The organism is Actinoallomurus sp. NPDC052274, assembly GCF_040679475.1.
GTDB classification, from domain to species: Bacteria; Actinomycetota; Actinomycetes; order Streptosporangiales; family Streptosporangiaceae; genus Actinoallomurus; species Actinoallomurus liliacearum.
This window is the reverse complement of the sequence record NZ_JBFAUT010000052.1, coordinates 42,502-61,037: the sequence shown is the minus strand read 5'-3', so window position 1 is coordinate 61,037 and position 18,536 is coordinate 42,502. Positions and strand designations below refer to the sequence as shown.

General features: G+C 70.4%; 20 protein-coding genes. 8 read left to right on the top strand and 12 right to left on the bottom strand.

Annotated features, from left to right (window positions below):
- Positions 1-72: 72 nt before the first annotated feature.
- Positions 73-1,107 (top strand): class II fructose-bisphosphatase, encoded by a 1,035-nt coding sequence (glpX, locus tag AB0K82_RS33485; protein WP_345354381.1) that lies wholly within the window; start codon positions 73-75, stop codon positions 1,105-1,107.
- 204 nt (positions 1,108-1,311) lie between these two features.
- On the opposite strand, the gene AB0K82_RS33480 is transcribed toward glpX, so the two are convergent.
- From AB0K82_RS33480 to AB0K82_RS33465, 4 genes are all read right to left on the bottom strand, one after another.
- Positions 1,312-2,193: a carbohydrate ABC transporter permease gene (locus AB0K82_RS33480; protein ID WP_364404748.1), complete on the bottom strand. Its 882-nt coding sequence runs from the start codon at positions 2,191-2,193 to the stop codon at positions 1,312-1,314.
- A complete protein-coding gene (locus AB0K82_RS33475) occupies positions 2,190-3,149 on the bottom strand; it encodes a sugar ABC transporter permease (protein WP_364404746.1) in 960 nt (319 codons plus the stop codon). The genes AB0K82_RS33480 and AB0K82_RS33475 overlap by 4 nt, the downstream gene beginning before the upstream one ends.
- 10 nt (positions 3,150-3,159) lie before the next feature.
- Positions 3,160-4,413 (bottom strand): extracellular solute-binding protein, encoded by a 1,254-nt coding sequence (locus AB0K82_RS33470; protein ID WP_364404745.1) that lies wholly within the window; start codon positions 4,411-4,413, stop codon positions 3,160-3,162.
- A 341-nt stretch (positions 4,414-4,754) separates the two neighbouring features.
- Entirely contained in the window at positions 4,755-5,360 is a 606-nt protein-coding gene (locus tag AB0K82_RS33465; protein WP_364404744.1) for a DUF1707 domain-containing protein, read from the bottom strand.
- 54 nt (positions 5,361-5,414) lie between these two features.
- Here AB0K82_RS33465 and AB0K82_RS33460 point away from each other — a divergent pair, with 54 nt between their 5' ends.
- A complete protein-coding gene (locus AB0K82_RS33460) occupies positions 5,415-6,350 on the top strand; it encodes an ABC transporter ATP-binding protein (RefSeq protein ID WP_364404743.1) in 936 nt (311 codons plus the stop codon).
- Positions 6,343-7,125: an ABC transporter permease gene (locus tag AB0K82_RS33455; protein ID WP_364404742.1), complete on the top strand. Its 783-nt coding sequence runs from the start codon at positions 6,343-6,345 to the stop codon at positions 7,123-7,125. Before AB0K82_RS33460 ends, AB0K82_RS33455 begins: the two co-directional genes overlap by 8 nt.
- A 119-nt stretch (positions 7,126-7,244) precedes the next feature.
- Here the strand turns inward: AB0K82_RS33455 and AB0K82_RS33450 are convergent, their stop codons facing one another.
- Positions 7,245-7,844: a superoxide dismutase gene (locus AB0K82_RS33450; protein WP_364404741.1), complete on the bottom strand. Its 600-nt coding sequence runs from the start codon at positions 7,842-7,844 to the stop codon at positions 7,245-7,247.
- Positions 7,845-7,995: 151 nt separating this feature from the next.
- On the opposite strand from AB0K82_RS33450, the gene AB0K82_RS33445 reads away from it, so the two are divergent.
- On the top strand, positions 7,996-9,207 hold the full coding sequence (locus tag AB0K82_RS33445) for an MFS transporter (protein ID WP_364404740.1): 1,212 nt from the start codon (positions 7,996-7,998) through the stop codon (positions 9,205-9,207).
- A gap of 111 nt (positions 9,208-9,318) precedes the next feature.
- Here the strand turns inward: AB0K82_RS33445 and AB0K82_RS33440 are convergent, their stop codons facing one another.
- Genes AB0K82_RS33440 through AB0K82_RS33430 form a run of 3 tightly spaced genes read right to left on the bottom strand, consistent with a single transcriptional unit; the run spans position 9,319 to position 11,134 of the window.
- Positions 9,319-10,200, bottom strand: coding sequence for a hypothetical protein (locus AB0K82_RS33440; RefSeq protein ID WP_364404739.1), 882 nt, complete (start codon positions 10,198-10,200; stop codon positions 9,319-9,321).
- A 29-nt stretch (positions 10,201-10,229) separates the two neighbouring features.
- The gene (locus AB0K82_RS33435) at positions 10,230-10,328 is read right to left on the bottom strand and encodes a DUF397 domain-containing protein (protein ID WP_364404738.1); all 99 of its coding nucleotides are present in this window, start codon (positions 10,326-10,328) and stop codon (positions 10,230-10,232) included.
- Entirely contained in the window at positions 10,325-11,134 is an 810-nt protein-coding gene (locus tag AB0K82_RS33430) for a helix-turn-helix transcriptional regulator (RefSeq protein ID WP_364404737.1), read from the bottom strand. The genes AB0K82_RS33435 and AB0K82_RS33430 overlap by 4 nt, the downstream gene beginning before the upstream one ends.
- Positions 11,135-11,311: 177 nt before the next feature.
- On the opposite strand from AB0K82_RS33430, the gene AB0K82_RS33425 reads away from it, so the two are divergent.
- Both AB0K82_RS33425 and AB0K82_RS33420 read left to right on the top strand, forming a co-directional pair.
- A complete protein-coding gene (locus tag AB0K82_RS33425) occupies positions 11,312-11,674 on the top strand; it encodes a hypothetical protein (RefSeq protein WP_364404736.1) in 363 nt (120 codons plus the stop codon).
- Positions 11,671-11,949, top strand: a complete 279-nt coding sequence (locus tag AB0K82_RS33420; protein WP_364404735.1) for a hypothetical protein — start codon at positions 11,671-11,673, stop codon at positions 11,947-11,949. The genes AB0K82_RS33425 and AB0K82_RS33420 overlap by 4 nt, the downstream gene beginning before the upstream one ends.
- A gap of 279 nt (positions 11,950-12,228) precedes the next feature.
- On the opposite strand, the gene AB0K82_RS33415 is transcribed toward AB0K82_RS33420, so the two are convergent.
- Both AB0K82_RS33415 and AB0K82_RS33410 read right to left on the bottom strand, forming a co-directional pair.
- On the bottom strand, positions 12,229-12,483 hold the full coding sequence (locus tag AB0K82_RS33415) for a hypothetical protein (protein WP_364404734.1): 255 nt from the start codon (positions 12,481-12,483) through the stop codon (positions 12,229-12,231).
- A gap of 76 nt (positions 12,484-12,559) precedes the next feature.
- Positions 12,560-13,975 (bottom strand): PLP-dependent aminotransferase family protein, encoded by a 1,416-nt coding sequence (locus AB0K82_RS33410; protein WP_364404732.1) that lies wholly within the window; start codon positions 13,973-13,975, stop codon positions 12,560-12,562.
- Between the two features lie 85 nt (positions 13,976-14,060).
- Between AB0K82_RS33410 and AB0K82_RS33405 the strand changes: the two genes are divergently transcribed.
- Positions 14,061-15,017, top strand: coding sequence for a DMT family transporter (locus AB0K82_RS33405; protein ID WP_364404730.1), 957 nt, complete (start codon positions 14,061-14,063; stop codon positions 15,015-15,017).
- 22 nt (positions 15,018-15,039) lie between these two features.
- On the opposite strand, the gene AB0K82_RS33400 is transcribed toward AB0K82_RS33405, so the two are convergent.
- Positions 15,040-15,294, bottom strand: a complete 255-nt coding sequence (locus AB0K82_RS33400) for a hypothetical protein (protein ID WP_364404728.1) — start codon at positions 15,292-15,294, stop codon at positions 15,040-15,042.
- Positions 15,295-15,429: 135 nt separating this feature from the next.
- Here AB0K82_RS33400 and AB0K82_RS33395 point away from each other — a divergent pair, with 135 nt between their 5' ends.
- Positions 15,430-17,070 carry a fumarate hydratase gene (locus tag AB0K82_RS33395; protein ID WP_364404726.1) on the top strand — a complete coding sequence of 547 codons (1,641 nt, stop codon included), beginning with the start codon at positions 15,430-15,432 and terminating at the stop codon, positions 17,068-17,070.
- Between the two features lie 40 nt (positions 17,071-17,110).
- Here the strand turns inward: AB0K82_RS33395 and AB0K82_RS33390 are convergent, their stop codons facing one another.
- Positions 17,111-18,403: a protein kinase gene (locus AB0K82_RS33390; RefSeq protein ID WP_364404724.1), complete on the bottom strand. Its 1,293-nt coding sequence runs from the start codon at positions 18,401-18,403 to the stop codon at positions 17,111-17,113.
- Between the last annotated feature and the right edge of the window lie 133 nt (positions 18,404-18,536).

Below are 18,536 nucleotides of genomic sequence, written 5' to 3'. Positions count from 1 at the left end.
GGAAATACGATCGAAGGAGACCCGTCCGGGTGACCCGTCAGGTAAAGCCCGCCAGGAAAGGCCCACATCGCCATGACTGAAGAAACGACCGTATCGTCCCCGCTGACCACCGAAGCCCACGCCCCGGACCGCAACCTCGCCCTGGAGTTGGTACGCGTGACGGAGGCCGCGGCGATGGCCGCCGCCCGGTGGGTCGGCCGCGGCGACAAGAACGGCGCCGACGGGGCCGCCGTGAACGCCATGCGCCAGCTCATCAACACGGTCTCGATGAACGGCGTCGTGGTGATCGGCGAGGGTGAGAAGGACCACGCTCCCATGCTGTTCAACGGCGAGCAGGTCGGAGACGGCAGCGGCGCCGACTGTGACGTGGCCGTCGATCCGATCGACGGGACGCGGTTGACGGCGCTGGGCATGAACAACGCGATCGCCGTGATCGCCGTCAGTCCCCGCGGCACGATGTACGACCCGTCCGCCGTGTTCTACATGGAGAAGCTCGCGACGGGGCCGGAGGCGGCGGACGTCGTGGACATCGAGGCGTCCGTGGCCGACAACATCCGCGCCGTCGCGCGGGCGAAGCACTCCTCGCCCGGTGACGTGACCGTCGTGATCCTTGACCGGCCGCGGCACGAGGGCATCGTGAAGGAGATCCGCGAGGCGGGCGCGCGGATCAAGTTCATCACCGACGGCGACGTGGCCGGTGCGATCATGGCCGCCCGTGAGGGCACGGGCATCGACCTGATGCTCGGCATCGGCGGCACGCCGGAGGGCATCATCGCGGCCTGCGCGATCAAGTCCCTCGGCGGCGTGCTCCAGGGCAAGCTGTGGCCGAAGGACGACGCGGAGCGGCAGAAGGCGATCGACGCGGGCCACGACCTGTCGCGCGTCCTGACGACGGACGACCTCGTGGCCTCCGACGACGTGTTCTTCGCCGCGACCGGCATCACCGACGGGGAGCTGGTCGGCGGCGTCCGCTACGGCAAGGGGATCACGTCCACGCACTCGCTGGTCATGCGCTCGCGCAGCGGGACGATCCGCCGGATCCACAGCGAGCACAGGCTGTCCAAGCTGCGCGCCTACTCCGCGATCGACTTCGACGCGGCCGGCTGAGGCTCCGACGTGGCCGGCCGAGGCTCCGATGCGGCCGGCCGAGGCTCCGATGCGGTCGGCTGAGGCTGACACCGGCCGGCTGAGGCTGACACGGCCGGCTGAGGACGGCCGGGCGGGGACCGCGTGGTGCGCCCGCTCCGGGGCTCGGGACCACGTCACCGAGCCGGGGGGGGGCGCGTGGCCCCCGCCCGATGCCCTTAGGGGCTACTTAACCGAGCCGGCGGTGAGGCCGCCGATGAGGTAGCGCTCGATGAAGACGAACAGGATGACCACCGGCACGATCGCGATCAGCGAGGTCGCGAACAGGTACTGCCAGTGCTGCTGGTACGACGTGACGAAGCCGGGGACGGCCACGGTCAGCGGCTGCCGGTCCGGCGAGGACGTGATCGTCAGGGCGACGACGTACTCGTTCCACGCCCCGATGAAGGTGTAGATCACCGCGGTGACCAGCCCCGGCAGGGACAGCGGCAGCGTCACCCGGGTCAGCGCTTTGACCTTGCCCGCGCCGTCCAGGTAGGCGGCCTCCTCCAGCGCCTTCGGGATGCTGGAGAAGTACCCGTGCAGGATCCACACGCAGAACGGCAGGTTGAAGGCGGCGTTGACCAGGATCAGCCCGAACAGCGTGTCGGTCAGGTTGAGCGCGACCATCTCGCGGTAGATGCCGATCACCAGGGCGGTCGGCGCGAACATCTGGGTGACGAGCACCAACAGGAGGAACGCGCCGCGCCCGCGGAACCGGTGGCGCGCCGTGTAGTACGCCGCCGGCAGCGCGACCGCCAGTGCGATCAACGTCGCCACGGCGGCGACGATGAGCGACACCTGCATGTTCTTCCAGATCGGCGCCGCTTTCCACACGTTGACGAAGTTGGCGAAGTCCCAGTGCTTCGGCAGGAGAGTGGTCGGCGACGCGGTCAGCTCGCGGTCGGGCTTGAGCGCGGTGAGCGCCATCTCCAGGTACGGCGCGATGAAGACGAACGCCACCAGGTAGCCGACGCCGGCGAGGATCGCGACCTTGGCCCGGCGGGCCATCGTGGACGGCCCACCCTCCCGGCGCGCTTCCCGGCGCGGGGTGCTCGGGCTGCTCATGACTGTGCCTCCCCGCGCCAGCCGACGACCCGTAGGTAGACCAGCACCAGGATGAGGATCAGCGCGAAGTTCACGACCGCCATCGCGGCGGACTCTCCGACGTCGCCGCTCCCGGTGAAGGCCAGCTTGTACATGAAGGTCGTGCTGGTGTCGGTCTTGCTCCCGGGCCCGCCGCCGGTCATCGCGTAGATGATCGGGAACGAGTTGAAGACGTTGATCACGTTGATGATCGCCGCGACCAGCAGGGACGGTCGCAGCAGCGGCAGCGTGATGCTGAAGTACGTCCGCGCGCGGCCGGCGCCGTCGACGCGCGCCGCCTCGTACACCTCGTCCGGGACCGTCTGGAGGCCGGCCAGGATGACGAACGAGGTGAACGGCAGCGAGACGAACACCGCCACCCACATCATCCACATCATCGCCTGCGCGGGGTGGGACAGCCAGTTCACCGGGTGATCGATGATTCCCACGCCCTGCAGGACCTTGTTGACGACGCCGTAGTAGTAGTTGAGCATCCACTTCCACGTCAGCGCGGTCATCAGCACCGACGCCGCCCATGGCACGATGACCGCCCAGCGCACCAGGCGCCGTCCCGGGAAGCGGGCGTTGAGCAGTTGCCCGAGCGCCAGCGACACCACGATCGTCACGAGGACGACGCCGACCACCCACACCACGGTCCGCAGCAGCACGCTGACGAGGTCGGACTCGTCGAACAGGTCACGGTAGTTGCCGGTCCCGCGGGTGCCGAGCGTCGCACCGGAGGAACTGATCCTCAGCAGTGACGTCCGGACCATCTCGATCACCGGCCACAGGACCACGGCGGCGATCAGGATGACGGCGGGGCCGATCCACGGAAGCGGGCCGAGCGCCCGGCCGAACCGGCGGAGGGCGCTCGTCGACGGCGGCGCCGGCGCCGGGGTGGTGGCCCCGGCGCCCTGCGCCTCGATGGTGTCGTGCACGGGTCGTCCGTCAGCCGTTCTTCTGCGCGGTCTGCTGGAGCTCACTCAGGACGCTCTTCGGGTCGCCGGTGATGGCGGTGCCGAGCTTCTCCTTGATCGTGTTCGCCAGCGGCCCCCAGGCGGCGTTGCCCGTGGGGTAGAACTTCGCGTTCGGCAGCGCGTCGATGAACGGCTTGTCGTACGGCACCGCGTTCGCGATCACGTCGCCCGCCGACTTGGTCACCGGCAGGAAGCCCTCTTCCTTCTGGAAGTTGGCCACGTTGTTCGCCTGGTAGAAGAAGTTCAGGAACTTCGAGACGGCGTCCTTCTTCTTGCCGCCGTTGTTCTTGAACGCCACCAGGAAGTCCTGCACGCCAAGCGTGCTGGACGTCGCGCCGCTCTTGCTGGGCAGCGGCGCGATGCCGTACGGCAGCTTGGCGTTGACCTTGTTGATGAAGCCCGCGGGCATGAAGACCGCGCCATTGAGCATGCCGATCTTGCCCTGCGCGAACTCGTTGAAGACGTCCTTACGGTCGGTCGTCTCCGGGTTCGGCTGGGTGAGGCCGCCCTTGCTCAGGCCCTTGAGGTAGTTGACCGTGTCCACGTTGGCCTGGCTGTCGATCGCCCAGTTGCCGGACTGGTCGACGTAGCCGCCGCCGTTGTTCATCGCCCACATGAAGAATTCGGCCTGGGACTCCTCGGCGCCGAGCGGCAGGCCCAGCGGGAAGACGCCCTTCACCTTGTCCTTGATCTTCTGGGCATCGGACTGCACCTCGTCCCACGTCTTGGGCGGGGTGTCGATGCCGGCCTTCTTGAAGACGTCCTTGTTGTAGAAGAACAGCCGGACGCTGGACAGCAGCGGCACGGCGTACTGCGTGCCCTTGTACTTGTCGCCGTCGATGAACGACGGGAGGATGTCGCTCGACACCTGCGGCGACAGCACGTCCGAGGCCGGGAAGAGCAGACCGTCCCGCGCGAAGTCGGCGAACGCGTTGTAGTTCAGGATGTCGGGCGTCTGCTTCGTCTGGACGTAGGTCTTGACCTTGGCGTCCATCTGGGTCCAGTCGACCATCTCCAGGTTGACCTTGTAACCCTTGTTCTGCTCTTCGAACGTCTTGATCAGACCGTCCCAGAGACCCTTGGTCTTGTCGTCGTAGATCGCGGCGACGAACCTGATCGTCTTGTTGTCACCGCCGCCGCCGGAGGAACTGCCCTTGCTGCAACCGGTCAGACCGAGGGCCACCGTAAGACCCGCGGCGATGGCGCCCGTGAGATGCCGTTTCACCTGTCCCCGCCTTCTGCTTTTGCTTCGGCTCCGGGTCCACGCGGGTGCGCGCGACGTCCCCGGGTCACTGTCTTATGGGTTCGCCAACCCCCCGGCCCGGCCCCTCAGCCCGTCACCTCCGAGCAGCCGTTTGGCGTGGCACAGCTCTGCTGCGGCTCCCGCCGCCGCCTCCTTTCACGCAGCATGAAAGGTTGTGCACGATTTACGCGCCCATTGAGCAAAATCGCGCATCGCAAGGAACGATAGGAGCTGGTCCGTACCAGTTCAAGAGGGGAGGGAGGTAGGAGTCTTAACCGTTACCGAAACGCCCGTGACCTGCTGATCTCCGTGTTGCGACGAAATCACGGGCGACGGCGGCTCAGCGACCAGCGGCGGCGGCGCTTGGGCGTACGGGCGTTGACGGACCCCAGCACGACCACCCCACTGACCTCCACGACGGGACCGTCGTCCTCGTACGACGGCCGCACCCGCAGGTCCCGCGAGCCGAGGACGGACCGGCCGGTGAACTCCACCCGCACTCCCTCCGGCACCACGAGGCGGAGCCGTCCGCCGAGCATCGCCGCCCGTACGACGACGTGCCGGCGCTGCAGCAGGGCCTCCCGCAGGTCGATCTCCACGGTGCCGAAGAGCGCGGACACCGGCAGGGTGACCGGGACCACCCAGCGCCCGCCGCGCCGTACCGTGCCGAACAGCGCGACCATCGGGCGGTCCTCGACCTGGATCGGCTGCTGCTCCGGGGTGGTCAGGTCGGCGGTCAGGGCGGTGAGCTCGCCCAGCGTACGGGCGGAGTAGGCGCCCTCGACACGCTCGGCGTGCTCCTCGACGGTGAGCCGGCCGTCGCCGTGGGCGTCGCGCAGCAGCGCGACGACCCGCTCCCGGTCGGCGTCGGAGGCGCGCAGGTCACGCGCCGGCACGTGCTGGTCGTTCGGTCTCCACGGCAACTCCACGGCTCGACGATATTCGCTGGCGCGGCGTTGTGGACGGTTCGTACCGTGGAGACCATGGCGGACCTCCCGGCGATCACCCTGCGCGACGTCGTCAAGCGGTACCGCGAGAAGGACGGATCGCAGATCACCGCGGTCGACGGCCTCACGCTCGACGTGCCGACCGGGGTCTGCCTCGGCCTGCTCGGCCCGAACGGCGCCGGCAAGTCGACCACCATGCGGATGCTGACCGCCCAGTCCCGCGCCGACGAGGGCGCCATCACCGTCCTTGGCCACCCCGTCCCGGCCGAGTCGAAGGAGGCGCGGGCGTTCATGGGCGTCGTCCCGCAGACCGACAACCTCGACGAGGAGCTCACCGTCCGGCAGAACCTCGAGGTCTTCGCGCACCTGTACCGCGTCCCCCGGGCCGGGCGGCGCCGGGCCGTCGACCGCGCCCTGGAGATCGCCCGGCTCACCGAGCGCGCCAGGACCCGCGTCGTGAACCTGTCCGGCGGCATGCGCCGACGGCTCCTCGTCGCTCGTGGGCTCGTGCACTCCCCGCGCCTCGTCCTGCTCGACGAGCCCACCGTCGGCCTCGACCCCCAGGTCCGCGCCGACCTGTGGGGCCTGATCGCCGCGCTGCGCGACGACGGCACGACCGTGCTGATGTCCACCCACTACATCGAGGAGGCCGAACGCCTCGCCGACACCTGCGCGCTGATGGCGGGCGGCCGGATCGTCGCGCAGGGCACGCCCGGCGACCTGATCGCCCACCACGCGGGCGGCAGCGTCGAGGAGCACCAGGGCCCGCCCGACCGGCTCGCGGAGATCGAGGCGCTCGTACGCCGGGCCGGGTTGCCGACCCGCCGCACCGGCCCGACCGTGTCGGTGCTGCGGGCCGAGCACATCCCGCCGTCGCTGGCCGCCGCGCTCGGCGACGGGGACCGGGTCGTACGGCGGGCGGCCAGCCTCGAAGACGTGTTCGTGGTCCTGACCGGAGAGAACGATGGCTGACGCGAGACTCCGCCGGTTCGAGTGGGCGCCCGTACGCGGCGTCTGGCGGCATGAGCTGGCTCTCTTCCGGCGTTACTGGACCTCCTCGTCGTTCGCCTCGACCGTCGAGCCGACCTTCTACCTGCTGGCGTTCGGCTTCGGCTTCGGATCGCTCCTGGGCAGCGTCGCGGGCTACCGCTACGTCGACTTCGTCGGCACGGGGGTCGTGGCCACGGCCGCGCTGTTCACGTCGGTGTTCCCGGGGATGTTCAACACCTACATCCGCCGGATCTACCAGCACTCCTACGACGCGATGCTGGCGGCGCCGGTGGACGTGCACGAGCTCGTGGCGGGCGAGGCGTCGTGGATCGCCGTCAAGAGCGGGCTGTTCTCCTGCGCGCCGCTGCTGGTCGCGATGCTCTTCGGCCTGCGCCCGTCCGTCGGCATGCTCGCCGTGCCGGTGGTCACGATCCTCACCGCGACCGGGTTCGCGCTGTTCGGCGTGTGGATGTCCACGGTGGTCCCGTCGATCAACAGCTTCGACTACGTGATCACGGGGGTTCTGACCCCGCTGTTCCTGGTGGCGGGCACGTTCTTCCCGATCAGCGCGCTGCCGGGCTGGGCCCACACGGCGGCGCACTGCAATCCGCTGTACCACTGCGTCGAGCTGGTCCGGCACGCCGTGTTCGGCTTCCGGCCGCTGACGGACCTCGGCCACGTGGGCGCGCTCGCGCTGTTCGCGGCGCTGATGTGGGTCCTCGCCGTCCGCGGCATGCGCCGCCGCCTCATCGACTGACGGCGGCCCTGCCCGGCGTACGGCCCGCCGGATCCGGTCATCTAGGCTCCCGGGGTGCGGCGCCGGCCCGCAGGGACATGTGGAGCATGATCCGGCCGGCGCCGCGGCTGGCGGCGGGGTCAGCCCCGGGCGGCGGTGAAGCGGGTCGCGACGTCGTTCCAGTCGACCAGTGACCACAGCTTGGCCACGTAGTCCGGACGGACGTTGCGGTACTGCAGGTAGTAGGCGTGCTCCCAGGCGTCGAAGACCAGCAGGGGGATCGAGCCGACGCCGACGTTGCCGTGGTGGTCGTAGACCTGCTGGACGATCAACCGCCGGCCGAGGGGTTCGTAGGCCAGCACGCCCCAACCGGATCCCTGAACGGTCTGGGTGGCGGTGGTCAGCTGCGCGGCGAAGGCGTCGAAGGAGCCGAAGTGCTCGTCGATCGCCGCGGCGAGCTCTCCGTCGGGCCGGTCCCCGCCGTCCGGGGACAGGTTGTCCCAGAAGATCGAGTGCAGCACGTGCCCGGAGACGTTGAACGCCAGGGTCTTCTCCAGCCCGACCAGTGAGCCGAACGTCTCCTTGGAGCGGGCCTCCTCGAGCTGTTCGAGGGTGTCGTTGGCGCCCTTCACGTAGGCGGCGTGGTGCTTGGCGTGGTGCAGCTCCAGGATCTCCCCGCTGATCGCGGGCTCCAGTGCGGCGTAGTCGTAGGGCAGATCCGGCAGCGAGTAGGTCGACATGCACAGCACTATTGCAAGTAATTCGCAACTGCGGCAAGTATGCAGCTCATTGTCGGCGCGTCCGCACCGTGCCGGGCGAAAGAGATGTATTGACCTGGCGTGAGCGGCTACCTACGCTGACGCGAACGTATTTCACGTTCCGGAGGGCAGCGTGGCGGCGGACATCGATGAACGGACCCGGCGCGGCCGGCGCGCGGCGTACGCGGCCTTCGGAGTACAGGGGCTGAGCTTCGCCGCCCTCGTGACCCGCATCACGGAGTTGCAGAAGGCGCATCACCTCAGCGACGGTGCCCTCGCGCTCGTCCTGCTGGCCGTCCCTCTGGTCGCCGGCGTGGGCAGCGTGCTCGCCGGTTCGCTCATGGCCCGGTACGGCAGCGGACCCGTCCTGCGGATCGCCCAGCCGCTCGTCCTGTTGTCGATCGTCGCGATCGGCGTCGCCCCCGGGAACCTCGCACTGTACGGCGCGGCGGCGCTGTTCGGCCTGTTCGTCGGCGCGGTGGACGCGTCGATGAACGCCCAGGCGGTGACCGCCGAGACCCGGTACGGCAAGAGCCTGCTCACCGGGTTCCACGCCGTGTGGAGCGCGGCGGGCATCCTGGCGGGCCTGTGGAGCGCGCTCGCCAACAAGACCCACATCGGCCTCGGCACCGGATTCGCCGTCCCGGCGGCCCTCGGCGTCGTGGTGTCCCTGGTGGCCGGCCGTCAGTTGTATCCGAAGGCGATGGAGGCCACCGGGCCGGGTGGTCAGCAGCTGAAGGCCGCCGCCAAGAGGGTGCCCTGGAAGCCGATCATCGTCATCGGCGCCGCGGTGACCTGCATGTACATCGCGGACTCGGCGACCTCCAGCTACAGCGCGAAGTACCTCGAGGACGACCTGCACGCCGCCCCGGCCGTCGCCCCGCTCGGCTACGTCGCCTACCAGGTCTGCATGATGCTGAGCCGGACCGGCGCGGACCTGCTCGTACGCGCCCACGGCGCCGCGAAGGTCGTGGCCACGGGCGGGCTGATCGGCGGCCTCGGACTGCTCACCGCCGCACTCTCGCCCAATCCCGTGGTCGCCATCATCGGGTTCGCCGTCGCCGGAGTCGGCCTGTCCGTCGTCGTCCCCACGTCCTTCTCGGCGGCCGGCCGGCTCGACCCGACGGGACTCGGCATCGCCGTCTCCCGGGTGAACGTCTTCAACTACGCGGGGTTCGTGCTCGGCGCGGCCATCGCGGGCGCGGTCGCCTCCGACCTGTGGCTCGCCTACGTGGTGGGCGCCGCGCTGTGCCTCGTGGTCCTGGTGACGGCGCGGGCCTTCGAACCGACGCCCGTCGACGGCGCGACGCCGAACTCCGCCGTCGCCGAACGCCCCGTCGCCTGAGCGGCAGCACGCACCGGCGCACCGAAGGCTCGGCAAAGCCGCCGCCACATGAGGAAAATGCGGCCTTCGTCTGATATGCCGTCGCCATTGCCGAGCGTTCCGCACACGCCTTCAAGCCTGACAGCCATAGTCGTCAATAAGGTTCCGGACTTCCTGGACATCGCGGAACGGGCGGAGACGGGCGAGAACGGCGTGGGAGCGCCGGGCGGTGCGCTCGCTCGGCATGTCGGCCGAGAGTTCCAGTACGCGGCGGGCCGTGTCTGCGGCTTCCTCGGGCTCGTTGGCATCAGCGAGGGCGACCGCGAGCCAGGACAGGTACAGCGCGAGTTCTCGAGCGTGCGTGCTGTCGTACCGACCGAGCACTTCGGTCAGCACGGGCACCGCTCGAAGCGGACGCCGCAACTCCACGTGGACACGGGCTTCCATGATTTGAAGCTCGCCCTCGTCGACCCAGTAGAGGTAGGAAGGGTCTTCTTCGCCGCCGTGCCGGGAGAGAGTTTCGGACGCCCGCCCGAGGGCTCGGGCCGCCGGGAGTGCCTGACCGGTCTTCGCGTATGCCCAGGCGACGCGGTCCCAGAACAGCGCCTTCGCTCGAGGCGGCGCGTCATCGCCCGCCTCGTCGAGCGCTGCGCCGGCGAGGTCCAGACCGGTTTCGAGAGCTCCCGTATTGGTCTTGTGATAGGCGAGGGAACCGACCAAGTTGGCCGCTGAGGTCCGGTCACCGGCCTCACGCGCCGCGCTGATACCGAGTTGGTAGATCTCCTCGGCCCGCCGGTCGAGACCCGCGTCGCTGGCGATCCAGCCGGCGATCTGTGCCAGCTCGCCGATCGCGGAGAGGAGGGACCGGCCGACCTGCTCGCTGAAACCGCCTGCCCGATGCATGGCCACAGCCGTATCAAGCTCTCGTACTGCCGGACCGACCAGGTCGCCGCCGGCCAGCACGTCGTCCGCGAGACGCAGCCGGTGAATACGGACCAAAAGGTCGGCGACCATGTCAGAACCGATTCGCCGACCGGACCGCCTCAGGACGGCCGCGCGTCCGTCTCGACGACCGCGACCTCAACACAGTCGCCCTGCTGCGCTCCACTGCGGCTGCTCTTCCGCCAGACCGGGATGCTCATTTCATCATCTCCATGACTCGCTCGATCAGTTCTCGCGACTGATCCTCGGGTAGGGCCTGCTGGCCGATGCGGTCGTACCGGAGAAGGTACGACCGGACCTCCTCCGCCGACGGCACCAGCCGCCCGCCGCCCGGGGACTCGGTGTAGGCCACGTCACCCGACGGACCCGACATGATTTTGAAGCTGCCGTCCACCCCAAAATGGGCGCCCGCAGACCGGGGGACGACGCGAATCCCGACATTCAGCAGTTCAGACGCCTCCAAGAGGCGGGCGAGTTGACTCCGCATCACCGCCGGGCCTCCTATCGGCCAGTCGAGCACGCTTTCTGTGATCATCACCCACAATACGGGCGGGCCGTCCCGCGTCAATATCGCCTGACGGGACATTCGCTCCTCCACCAGGCGATCGACGTTCGACACACCGCTCGTCGCGATGACCGCGTGAGCGTATTCCGGAGTCTGTAGCAGGCCGGGGACGACGAGCGCCTCGAAGACCTTGATCACCGAGGACCGCGCCTCGATGTCCAGATGCTGCTGATGCCAATTCGGGTCGTGGCCCAGTTGGGCGTCCCACAACTGGATGGAGAAGTGGCCGCCCGTGCGCCAGGTCCGGTCGAGGGCCGCCGCCTGCCTGTCGTCAAGCTTCGCCTCGGCGTTCTCCAGCCTGGAAATGCTGGACCGCGCACAGTTGAGAATCTCCGCCACGGCGTCCCCCGTCAGGCCGCGCTGGGCGCGGTGAAAGCGCAGGTCGTGGGCCATCCACGCCCACATGGACGACTTCGGATCCGGCGACGGCTTGGCCTGCATGGCGATCCCTCCTCATTTCCAGCGCTATCCGGATGTGCCGTGGAACGGCGACATCCATGCCATGTGAATGCATTCTGAGACTGCATATCAAGGCATCGCAAGCAGAGAGAAAGGATCGAACAATTGTCCGGTATTTCAGGGGTCGACGGTGTCGAGGAATCAGCGGCAAAGGTGGAAATGTCTACATTGGAGAAAGGTGTCCTCCGGCAGGAGCGGGCGATCCGTGCCCGGCTGGACGAACTCGCCACGGCGCTGCGGGGCCACGGTCTGGAGGTGAGGGCCGGGACCAGTGCCCTGATGGCCTGGAACCCCAGGGCATCGATGACCGACGATCCGCGCGGCGCGGCGATGAATCCGGGTCTTTCGCAGTACGTGGCCATTGCGCCCGACGACGGATCGCTGCACTGGTACTGGTGCTGGACGGGTCCCACCCGCGACGCAGCGCTGGAGACGGAGTACATGTGCCCGGCCGAGCAGATCGACCGCGCCGCCGCCCTCATCACGAAGGTCCTGCACGTCGCCGACGAAGGCCGCCCGTGAGCACCCCGCAGCCGTACCACCGAGGGCGCGAGGCCCCGGCGGAACCCGTCACTCGCGTCGATTCGGCGGTCTTAGCGGCCGCGCGTCCCTACGAAGCGGGAACCGGGTCCTGGCTCGCGCGCCTGCGCGCCGAGTTCCCTCGCTGGGGCATCCTGTTCGATCCCTGGAGATCCACCTGGGTCGCCGTGCGAGGACGGCGCGACATCGAGGTCGCTCCGACGGCGATCGCGCTTCAGGACGCCCTCGCGGCGCGCGATTTCGTACCCGCGCGATGAAGAAGGCGATGCCGAACGCCCCGTCGCCTACGCGGCGCGCCTAATGCTCGGTGAAACTCCCGCCGCGTCACGAGGATGCGGCCTTTGCCGGGTATGCCGCCGTCTTTGCCGAGCGTTGTGCGCAGACCGGCGTGGAACGCGGGGCAGGGCGCGGTGGGGGTGGCCACGCGCGGCTCCGCCGGCCGTCGCCGGCAGGCGGACTCGCCTGGGGAGAAGCGCCGCGTGAATACGGCTCACCGCGTCCCCGCGGGGAGCGGGAACGCGGTGTCGGCGGCGGGCTTATGGCCGGGTGGGGTGGCTCATCTCCTGTTGGAGGCGGCGCATGGCCTCCTCACCGGCGCGTTCGGCCTCCTCGGGGGTCTTGATCTCGGTGAGGGCGATCCGCAGGGCGGCCTCCGCGGCGTCGGCCGCCGCGCGGGCGGTGATGGTATGGGTATGAGCGCGTTCGATGTCGCCGAGGCCGATGCAGTCGAAGGCGACCTGCGTGTCGTGGGCGGCGAGTTCGAGCTGGCGGGCGGCTTCGTCAAGACTCATTCTTGATCCTCCTCATCGCCGCACGTCCTACCCGCGTTCAACACTTCGACACAGTCATTTCGGCCGCGTCTCGGCCTCAGGACGAGACCGCCTGTGCCAGGAGGTCGACCGCCTCCGCGAGCCGGCGTTCCGGCAGGCGCGCGTAGCCGACGACGATCGCGGGCGGGCCGGGATGCCGTACGCGCATCGGCGCGACGCCTTCGACCGCGACGCCCAGCGCGGCGGCCCGGGCGACGACCCCCGCCTCGTCCGTACCGGCGGGCAGCTCGACGTACGCGTGCAGTCCGGCGGAGACGCCGTGGACGCGGACCCGCGGCAGGCGCCGGGTCAGGGCGGCGGCGAACGCGTCACGGCGGTCCCGGTAGCGCCGCCGCATGCCGCGCAGGTACCGGTCGTACGCTCCGGTGGCGATCAGCCGGGCGAGGACGTGCTGGTCGAGCACTGCCGGGCCGAGGTCGTACAGCGCCCGCGCGGCGCGCAGCCGGTGCGCCAGCCACGGTGGTGCGACCGCCCAGCCGAGCCGCAGCGCCGGGGACAGCGCCTTGCTCACCGATCCGGCCAGGACGACCCGCTCGGGGGCCAGGCCCTGGAGGCAGCCGACCGGGTCCCGGTCGTACCGGAACTCCCCGTCGTAGTCGTCCTCGATGATCACAGCGTCGACGGCACGCGCCCACTCGACCAGTGCCGCGCGACGGCGGGGCGACAGGACGACGCCGGTCGGGAACTGGTGCGCCGGGGTGATGAGCAGCGCCCGCGCGGGGGTGCGGGCCAGGGCGGCGACGTCGATTCCCTCCTCGTCCACGGGGACGCCGACCATCCGTATGCCGGTCGCCCGAATGAGCGGGATCTGCTGGTGGGCCAGGGGGTCCTCGACGGCGAGCAGCCGGTGGCCCTCCTCGCCGAGGACGCGGGGGACGGTCGCCAGCGCGTGGGCCACTCCGGCGGTGATCACGACCGTGTCCGGCTCGGTCACGGCGGCGCGCACACGCGCCAGGTATCCCGCCAGCTCGGTCCGCAGCCGCCGGGTCCCGGCCGGGTCGGGGTAGTTCAGCTCGGCGTACGGGAGACTCCGCAGCACGTCCCGCGTCGTCGCCGCCCACAGGTCCCTCGGGAACGACGTCAGGTCGGGCTTGCCGGGCCGCAGGTCGTACGCGATGCCGGGTGGATCGACCGGTCCGGCCGCCGTACCCGCGGCGAGCCGGAGGACTCGCCGGTGCGCCGGGCCGGTGGCCGTCGGCGGCGGGGACACGGCGGTGCGGGCCACCCGCGTGCCGTCGCCCTGCCGGGAGACGAGGAACCCCTCGGCGACGAGCTGTTCGTACGCGGTCACGACCACGCCTCGGGAGACCTTCAGGTCATCGGCGAGGTCGCGCGTGGAGGGCAGCCGCTGACCGGGGCCGAGCGCCCCGCGTCGTACGAGGTCACGGAGCCCGTCGGCGACCTGGACGGCGAGCCGGCCGGTGGAACGATCGAGCGTCAGATGCAGGTCCACGCGCGCCGCCCTCCGGAATGGTCCTCGTTACGGGTGATCGATTGGTCCTCCTACTCGGACCAATGACTGCCTAGCGTCTCAGTCCATGGAGCAGAGCACCAACCCGCGCGGCCTCGTCCAGGCCGCGGCCGCGATGACCCTCGTCGGCACACTGACCGCCGTGTCCGCGGTGATCGCCCCTTACCCGGTGTACGGCGGCCAGGCCGTCCGCTACGCGGTCGCCGCCGTGATCCTTCTGGTCGTCGCCCGGCTGAGCGAGCGTTCCCGCGGGCCCCGGACGCGCCGGCGCCTGACGCTCCGCGAGTGGGCGCTGGTCACGGCGCTCGCCACGACCGGGCTGGCCGGCTTCAACGTCTGCATCGTCGAGGGGACGCGGTACACCACGCCCGCGATGATCGGCACGGTGGTGGGCGCGGTCCCGGTGCTCCTCGCGGTCGTCGCGCCGCTGCTGGAGCGGCGGCGCCCCGCCCCGCGTCTCGTGGTCGCCGCGGTCATCGTGGCGCTGGGCGCGGCGGCGGCCAACGGGCTCGGCGGCGGCAGCGTCCCCGGCCTGCTGCTGGCCCTCGGCGCCCTGGCCGGCGAGATGGCCTTCTCACTCCTCGCCGTGCCGCTCCTGCCCACGCTCGGGCCGATCCGGGTGTCGGCGTACTCGGCGGCCGTCGCGACCCCGATGCTGCTCGGCGCCGGCCTGCTCGTGGACGGCACCTCCGTGGTGCGCGTGCCCACCGTCGGCGAGCTGGCGGGGTTCGCGTACCTGGTGGTCGTCGTGACGGTCGGAGCCTTCCTGCTCTGGTACGACGCGCTGGGCAGGATCGGCGCGGACCGGGCCGGGCTGTTCGCGGGCCTGATCCCGGTGAGCGCGGCGGTCACGACGATGGTGCTCGGACTGGGCACCCCGGGCCCGGCCGAGCTCACCGGCGCCCTCCTGGTCGGGTGCGGCGTCGCGGCCGGTCTCGGCGGCCCGGCGCGGCGGCCGGCGACGACGGTCCCCGCGCCGACGGCTCAGGAACGCGTGGACGTCGCCGGTGCGCCGCGTCCATGACGCCGCGACGGACGCGGTCCGCTCACACCGGGTGCCGGCGGTGGGGCAGATGACGCCGTGCGCCGGACGCCAGCGCCGCCCTCGTCCGGTGCGGTCTCGGGGCTGATCTGGGGATCGAGCGGACCGGCCACTCACGGTCGACGTTCCGCAGAACGAGTATCAGCAGACTGATCACGATCGCGGAGACGATCACGATGCCGAAGACGGCGATCGCGAGATAGAAGAGCGCCGGGTGATGGAACTCGCCCGGGGCGGCGGCGTAGGCGATGGACAGCATGACTTCCCCCCTTGCTGTATTACCCGGCCTCGGGTCCTGCGACAAGGGACCTCCGTCCTCGAGCCGCGTTCGGTGCCGGAATCCGGCGGTTCTAGAGTTGGGGACCACATCACCGTGTCGTCAGCGAGGAAGCCGATGCCCGAATTCGCCTTCACCGAGCTACTCCCCCAGGGCCCGGACGAGACCGAGTACCGCCTGCTCACGAGCGACGGGATCAGCGAGTTCGAGGCGGGCGGCCGTACGTTCCTGCAGGTCGAGCCGGAGGCGCTCCGGCTGCTCACCGAGACGGCGATCCACGACATCTCCCACCTGCTCCGGCCCGCGCACCTGACGCAGCTCCGGAAGATCCTCGACGACCCGGAGTCGTCGCCGAACGACCGGTTCGTCGCCCTCGACCTGCTGAAGAACGCCAACATCGCGGCTGCGGGCGTGCTCCCCATGTGCCAGGACACCGGCACCGCCATCGTGATGGGCAAGCGCGGCCAGCACGTCCTGACCGACGGGGACGACGAGCGCCACATCGCCCGGGGCGTCTACGACGCGTACACGAAGCTGAACCTGCGCTACTCCCAGATGGCGCCGCTGACCATGTGGGAGGAGAAGAACACCGGCAGCAACCTGCCCGCCCAGATCGAGCTGTACGCCGCGCCCGGCGACGCGTACAAGTTCCTGTTCATGGCCAAGGGCGGCGGCAGCGCGAACAAGTCGTTCCTGTTCCAGGAGACCAAGGCCGTCCTGAACCCGAACCGGATGCTCTCCTTCCTGGAGGAGAAGATCCGGTCGCTCGGCACCGCCGCGTGCCCGCCGTACCACCTCGCCATCGTGGTGGGCGGCACCAGCGCGGAGTACGCCCTCAAGACCGCCAAGTACGCCTCGGCGCACTACCTCGACACGCTGCCGACCGAGGGGAGCCCGACCGGCCACGGCTTCCGTGACCTGGAGCTCGAGCAGCAGGTATTCGAGCTCACCCAGAAGCTCGGGATCGGGGCGCAGTTCGGCGGCAAGTACTTCTGCCACGACGTCCGCGTGGTCCGGCTGCCCCGCCACGGCGCGTCGTGCCCGGTGGCGATCGCGGTGTCCTGCAGCGCCGACCGGCAGGCCCTGGCGAAGATCACTCGTGACGGCGTGTTCCTCGAGCAGTTGGAGACCGATCCGGCGCGCTACCTGCCCGAGACGACCGACGACGACCTCGAGGGCGAGGTCGTCCGCGTCGACCTGAACCGCCCGATGGACGAGATCCGCGCCGAGCTCACCCGGTACCCGGTCAAGACGCGCCTGTCGCTGACCGGGCCGCTCGTCGTCGCCCGCGACATCGCCCACGCCAAGATCAAGGAGCGCCTGGACGCGGGCGAGCCGATGCCGCAGTACCTGCGCGACCACGCCGTGTACTACGCCGGGCCGGCCAAGACCCCGGAGGGCTACGCGAGCGGTTCGTTCGGCCCGACGACGGCCGGCCGGATGGACTCCTACGTCGAGCAGTTCCAGGCGGCCGGGGGCTCACTGGTGATGCTGGCGAAGGGCAACCGCAGCAAGCAGGTCACCGAGGCGTGCAAGGCGCACGGCGGCTTCTACCTCGGCTCGATCGGCGGCCCGGCCGCCCGCCTCGCCCAGGACTGCATCAAGAAGGTCGAGGTGCTGGAGTACCCGGAGCTCGGCATGGAGGCGGTCTGGAAGATCGAGGTCGAGGACTTCCCCGCCTTCATCGTCGTGAACGACAAGGGAGAAGACTTCTTCGCCGACACGACGGGACCGCTACTGACCATCGGGCGGCGCTGACGCGTCGGGAGTTCCTCGGCCCGGCCTCGAGCGAGGTCGGCTACTCCACGCTGCCCTTCCCCTTGCCGCTGTTCCCGTTCGGGCCGTTCCCGTTGCCGTTGTTCCCGTTGCTGCCCTTGCTCTTGCCCTTGCCCTTACCCTTGCTCACGGCGCTCTTGTCGGTCTTGGCCGTGGTCGGTGAGACGGCTGCGGCCGGGCTCGTCCTCGCGGGCGTGCGGCGGGACACGGTACGGCGCGTGGCGGGCGAGGTGCCCGCCGAGGCCGGCCGGGGCGGTGCGTGGCCGCGCGGCCGGAGGGAGGGCGTGCCGGGCCGGGGCGACCCGACGGTGGCGCCGCCGGTGGGCGGCCGGCGCTCCCCCTGGTCCGTTCCGTAGAGCAGCGCGGCGACGACGGCGGCGGCCGTGGCGGCGACCACCGCGGCGACCAGGGCCGGTACGACCGGTCGCCGCCCGTACCCGGCCTTCTGCGGCGCGGTGACGGCGACGCCGAGCCGCGCGAGGAGTTCGGCGGGTCGCGGCCGCTCCGCGGGGTCCTTCGCCAGTGCCGCCTCGACCAGCGGGCGGAGCGACGCGTCCAGCCCGGTCAGGTCGGGCGGCTGGTGGATCATCCGGCCCGCCAGCTCGTCGCCGTCCCCCTCGCCGAACGGGTTGCGGCCGAGCCCGGCGTACGCCACGAGGCAGCCCCAGCCGAAGACGTCGGACGCGGCGGTGGCGGGCCGCCCGGTCAGCCGCTCCGGGGGGATCCAGCCGGGACTGCCCATCACGACGCCGTCCCTGGTCAGCCCGCCGGAGGCGGGCAGCCGCTGGGCGATGCCGAAGTCGATGATCCGCGGGCCGGTGGGCGTCAGCAGAACGTTCGCGGGCTTGAGGTCCCGATGGACCATGCCCGCCCCGTGGATCGCGGTCAGGGCGCGCGCGACCCCCGTCGCGAGGGCGCGCAACTGCTCCGGTTGCAGGGGACCGCCGGTGTCGACGATGTGCGCGAGCGACGGACCCTCGACGTACTCGGTGATCAGGTAGGGCGGCCGCTCGGCGGTGCCGTCGGCGAGCACCCGCGCCGTCCAGCCCCCCGGCACCCGCCGCGCGCAGTCCGCCTCGCTCTGGAAACGGAGGCGCAGGATCTCGTCGTCGGCGTCTTCGGGGCGTGCGGTCTTGACCGCGACGAGCCCGCCGTTCCGGTCGCGCCCCAGGTAGACGACGCCCATCCCGCCCGAGCCGAGCCTGGCCACCAGACGATGCCCGCCAATGGCCGCGGGGTCGTCGACCTCCAACGGCAGCACACCGGACGCGACGACGGTGGGTCCACCGAGCCCCGAAGCCGAAAAGGTTTCCATCCTCACGCCTCTTCCGACGGCGTCGACACCGGATGTGCCGGTCAGCTCCGATCTTGCAGCGGCACCGACGTGAGTGCAAGATCACGGTAGGGATCCGCGTGCCGCGACCGGCACACGCGGGTATCTTGCGCTT

Bases quoted from the DNA above. Each gene is read 5' to 3' on its own strand.
- AB0K82_RS33390 (WP_364404724.1), bottom strand. From the start codon at position 18,403: ATGGAAACCTTTTCGGCTTCGGGGCTCGGTGGACCCACCGTCGTCGCG.
- AB0K82_RS33440 (WP_364404739.1), bottom strand. From the start codon at position 10,200: ATGGTCGCCGACCTTTTGGTCCGTATTCACCGGCTGCGTCTCGCGGAC.
- AB0K82_RS33480 (WP_364404748.1), bottom strand. From the start codon at position 2,193: ATGAGCAGCCCGAGCACCCCGCGCCGGGAAGCGCGCCGGGAGGGTGGG.
- AB0K82_RS33460 (WP_364404743.1), top strand. From the start codon at position 5,415: ATGGCGGACCTCCCGGCGATCACCCTGCGCGACGTCGTCAAGCGGTAC.
- AB0K82_RS33405 (WP_364404730.1), top strand. From the start codon at position 14,061: ATGGAGCAGAGCACCAACCCGCGCGGCCTCGTCCAGGCCGCGGCCGCG.
- AB0K82_RS33455 (WP_364404742.1), top strand. From the start codon at position 6,343: ATGGCTGACGCGAGACTCCGCCGGTTCGAGTGGGCGCCCGTACGCGGC.
- AB0K82_RS33400 (WP_364404728.1), bottom strand. From the start codon at position 15,294: ATGCTGTCCATCGCCTACGCCGCCGCCCCGGGCGAGTTCCATCACCCG.
- AB0K82_RS33435 (WP_364404738.1), bottom strand. From the start codon at position 10,328: ATGAGCATCCCGGTCTGGCGGAAGAGCAGCCGCAGTGGAGCGCAGCAG.
- AB0K82_RS33430 (WP_364404737.1), bottom strand. From the start codon at position 11,134: ATGCAGGCCAAGCCGTCGCCGGATCCGAAGTCGTCCATGTGGGCGTGG.
- AB0K82_RS33395 (WP_364404726.1), top strand. From the start codon at position 15,430: ATGCCCGAATTCGCCTTCACCGAGCTACTCCCCCAGGGCCCGGACGAG.
- AB0K82_RS33450 (WP_364404741.1), bottom strand. From the start codon at position 7,844: ATGTCGACCTACTCGCTGCCGGATCTGCCCTACGACTACGCCGCACTG.
- AB0K82_RS33425 (WP_364404736.1), top strand. From the start codon at position 11,312: ATGTCTACATTGGAGAAAGGTGTCCTCCGGCAGGAGCGGGCGATCCGT.
- AB0K82_RS33415 (WP_364404734.1), bottom strand. From the start codon at position 12,483: ATGAGTCTTGACGAAGCCGCCCGCCAGCTCGAACTCGCCGCCCACGAC.
- glpX (WP_345354381.1), top strand. From the start codon at position 73: ATGACTGAAGAAACGACCGTATCGTCCCCGCTGACCACCGAAGCCCAC.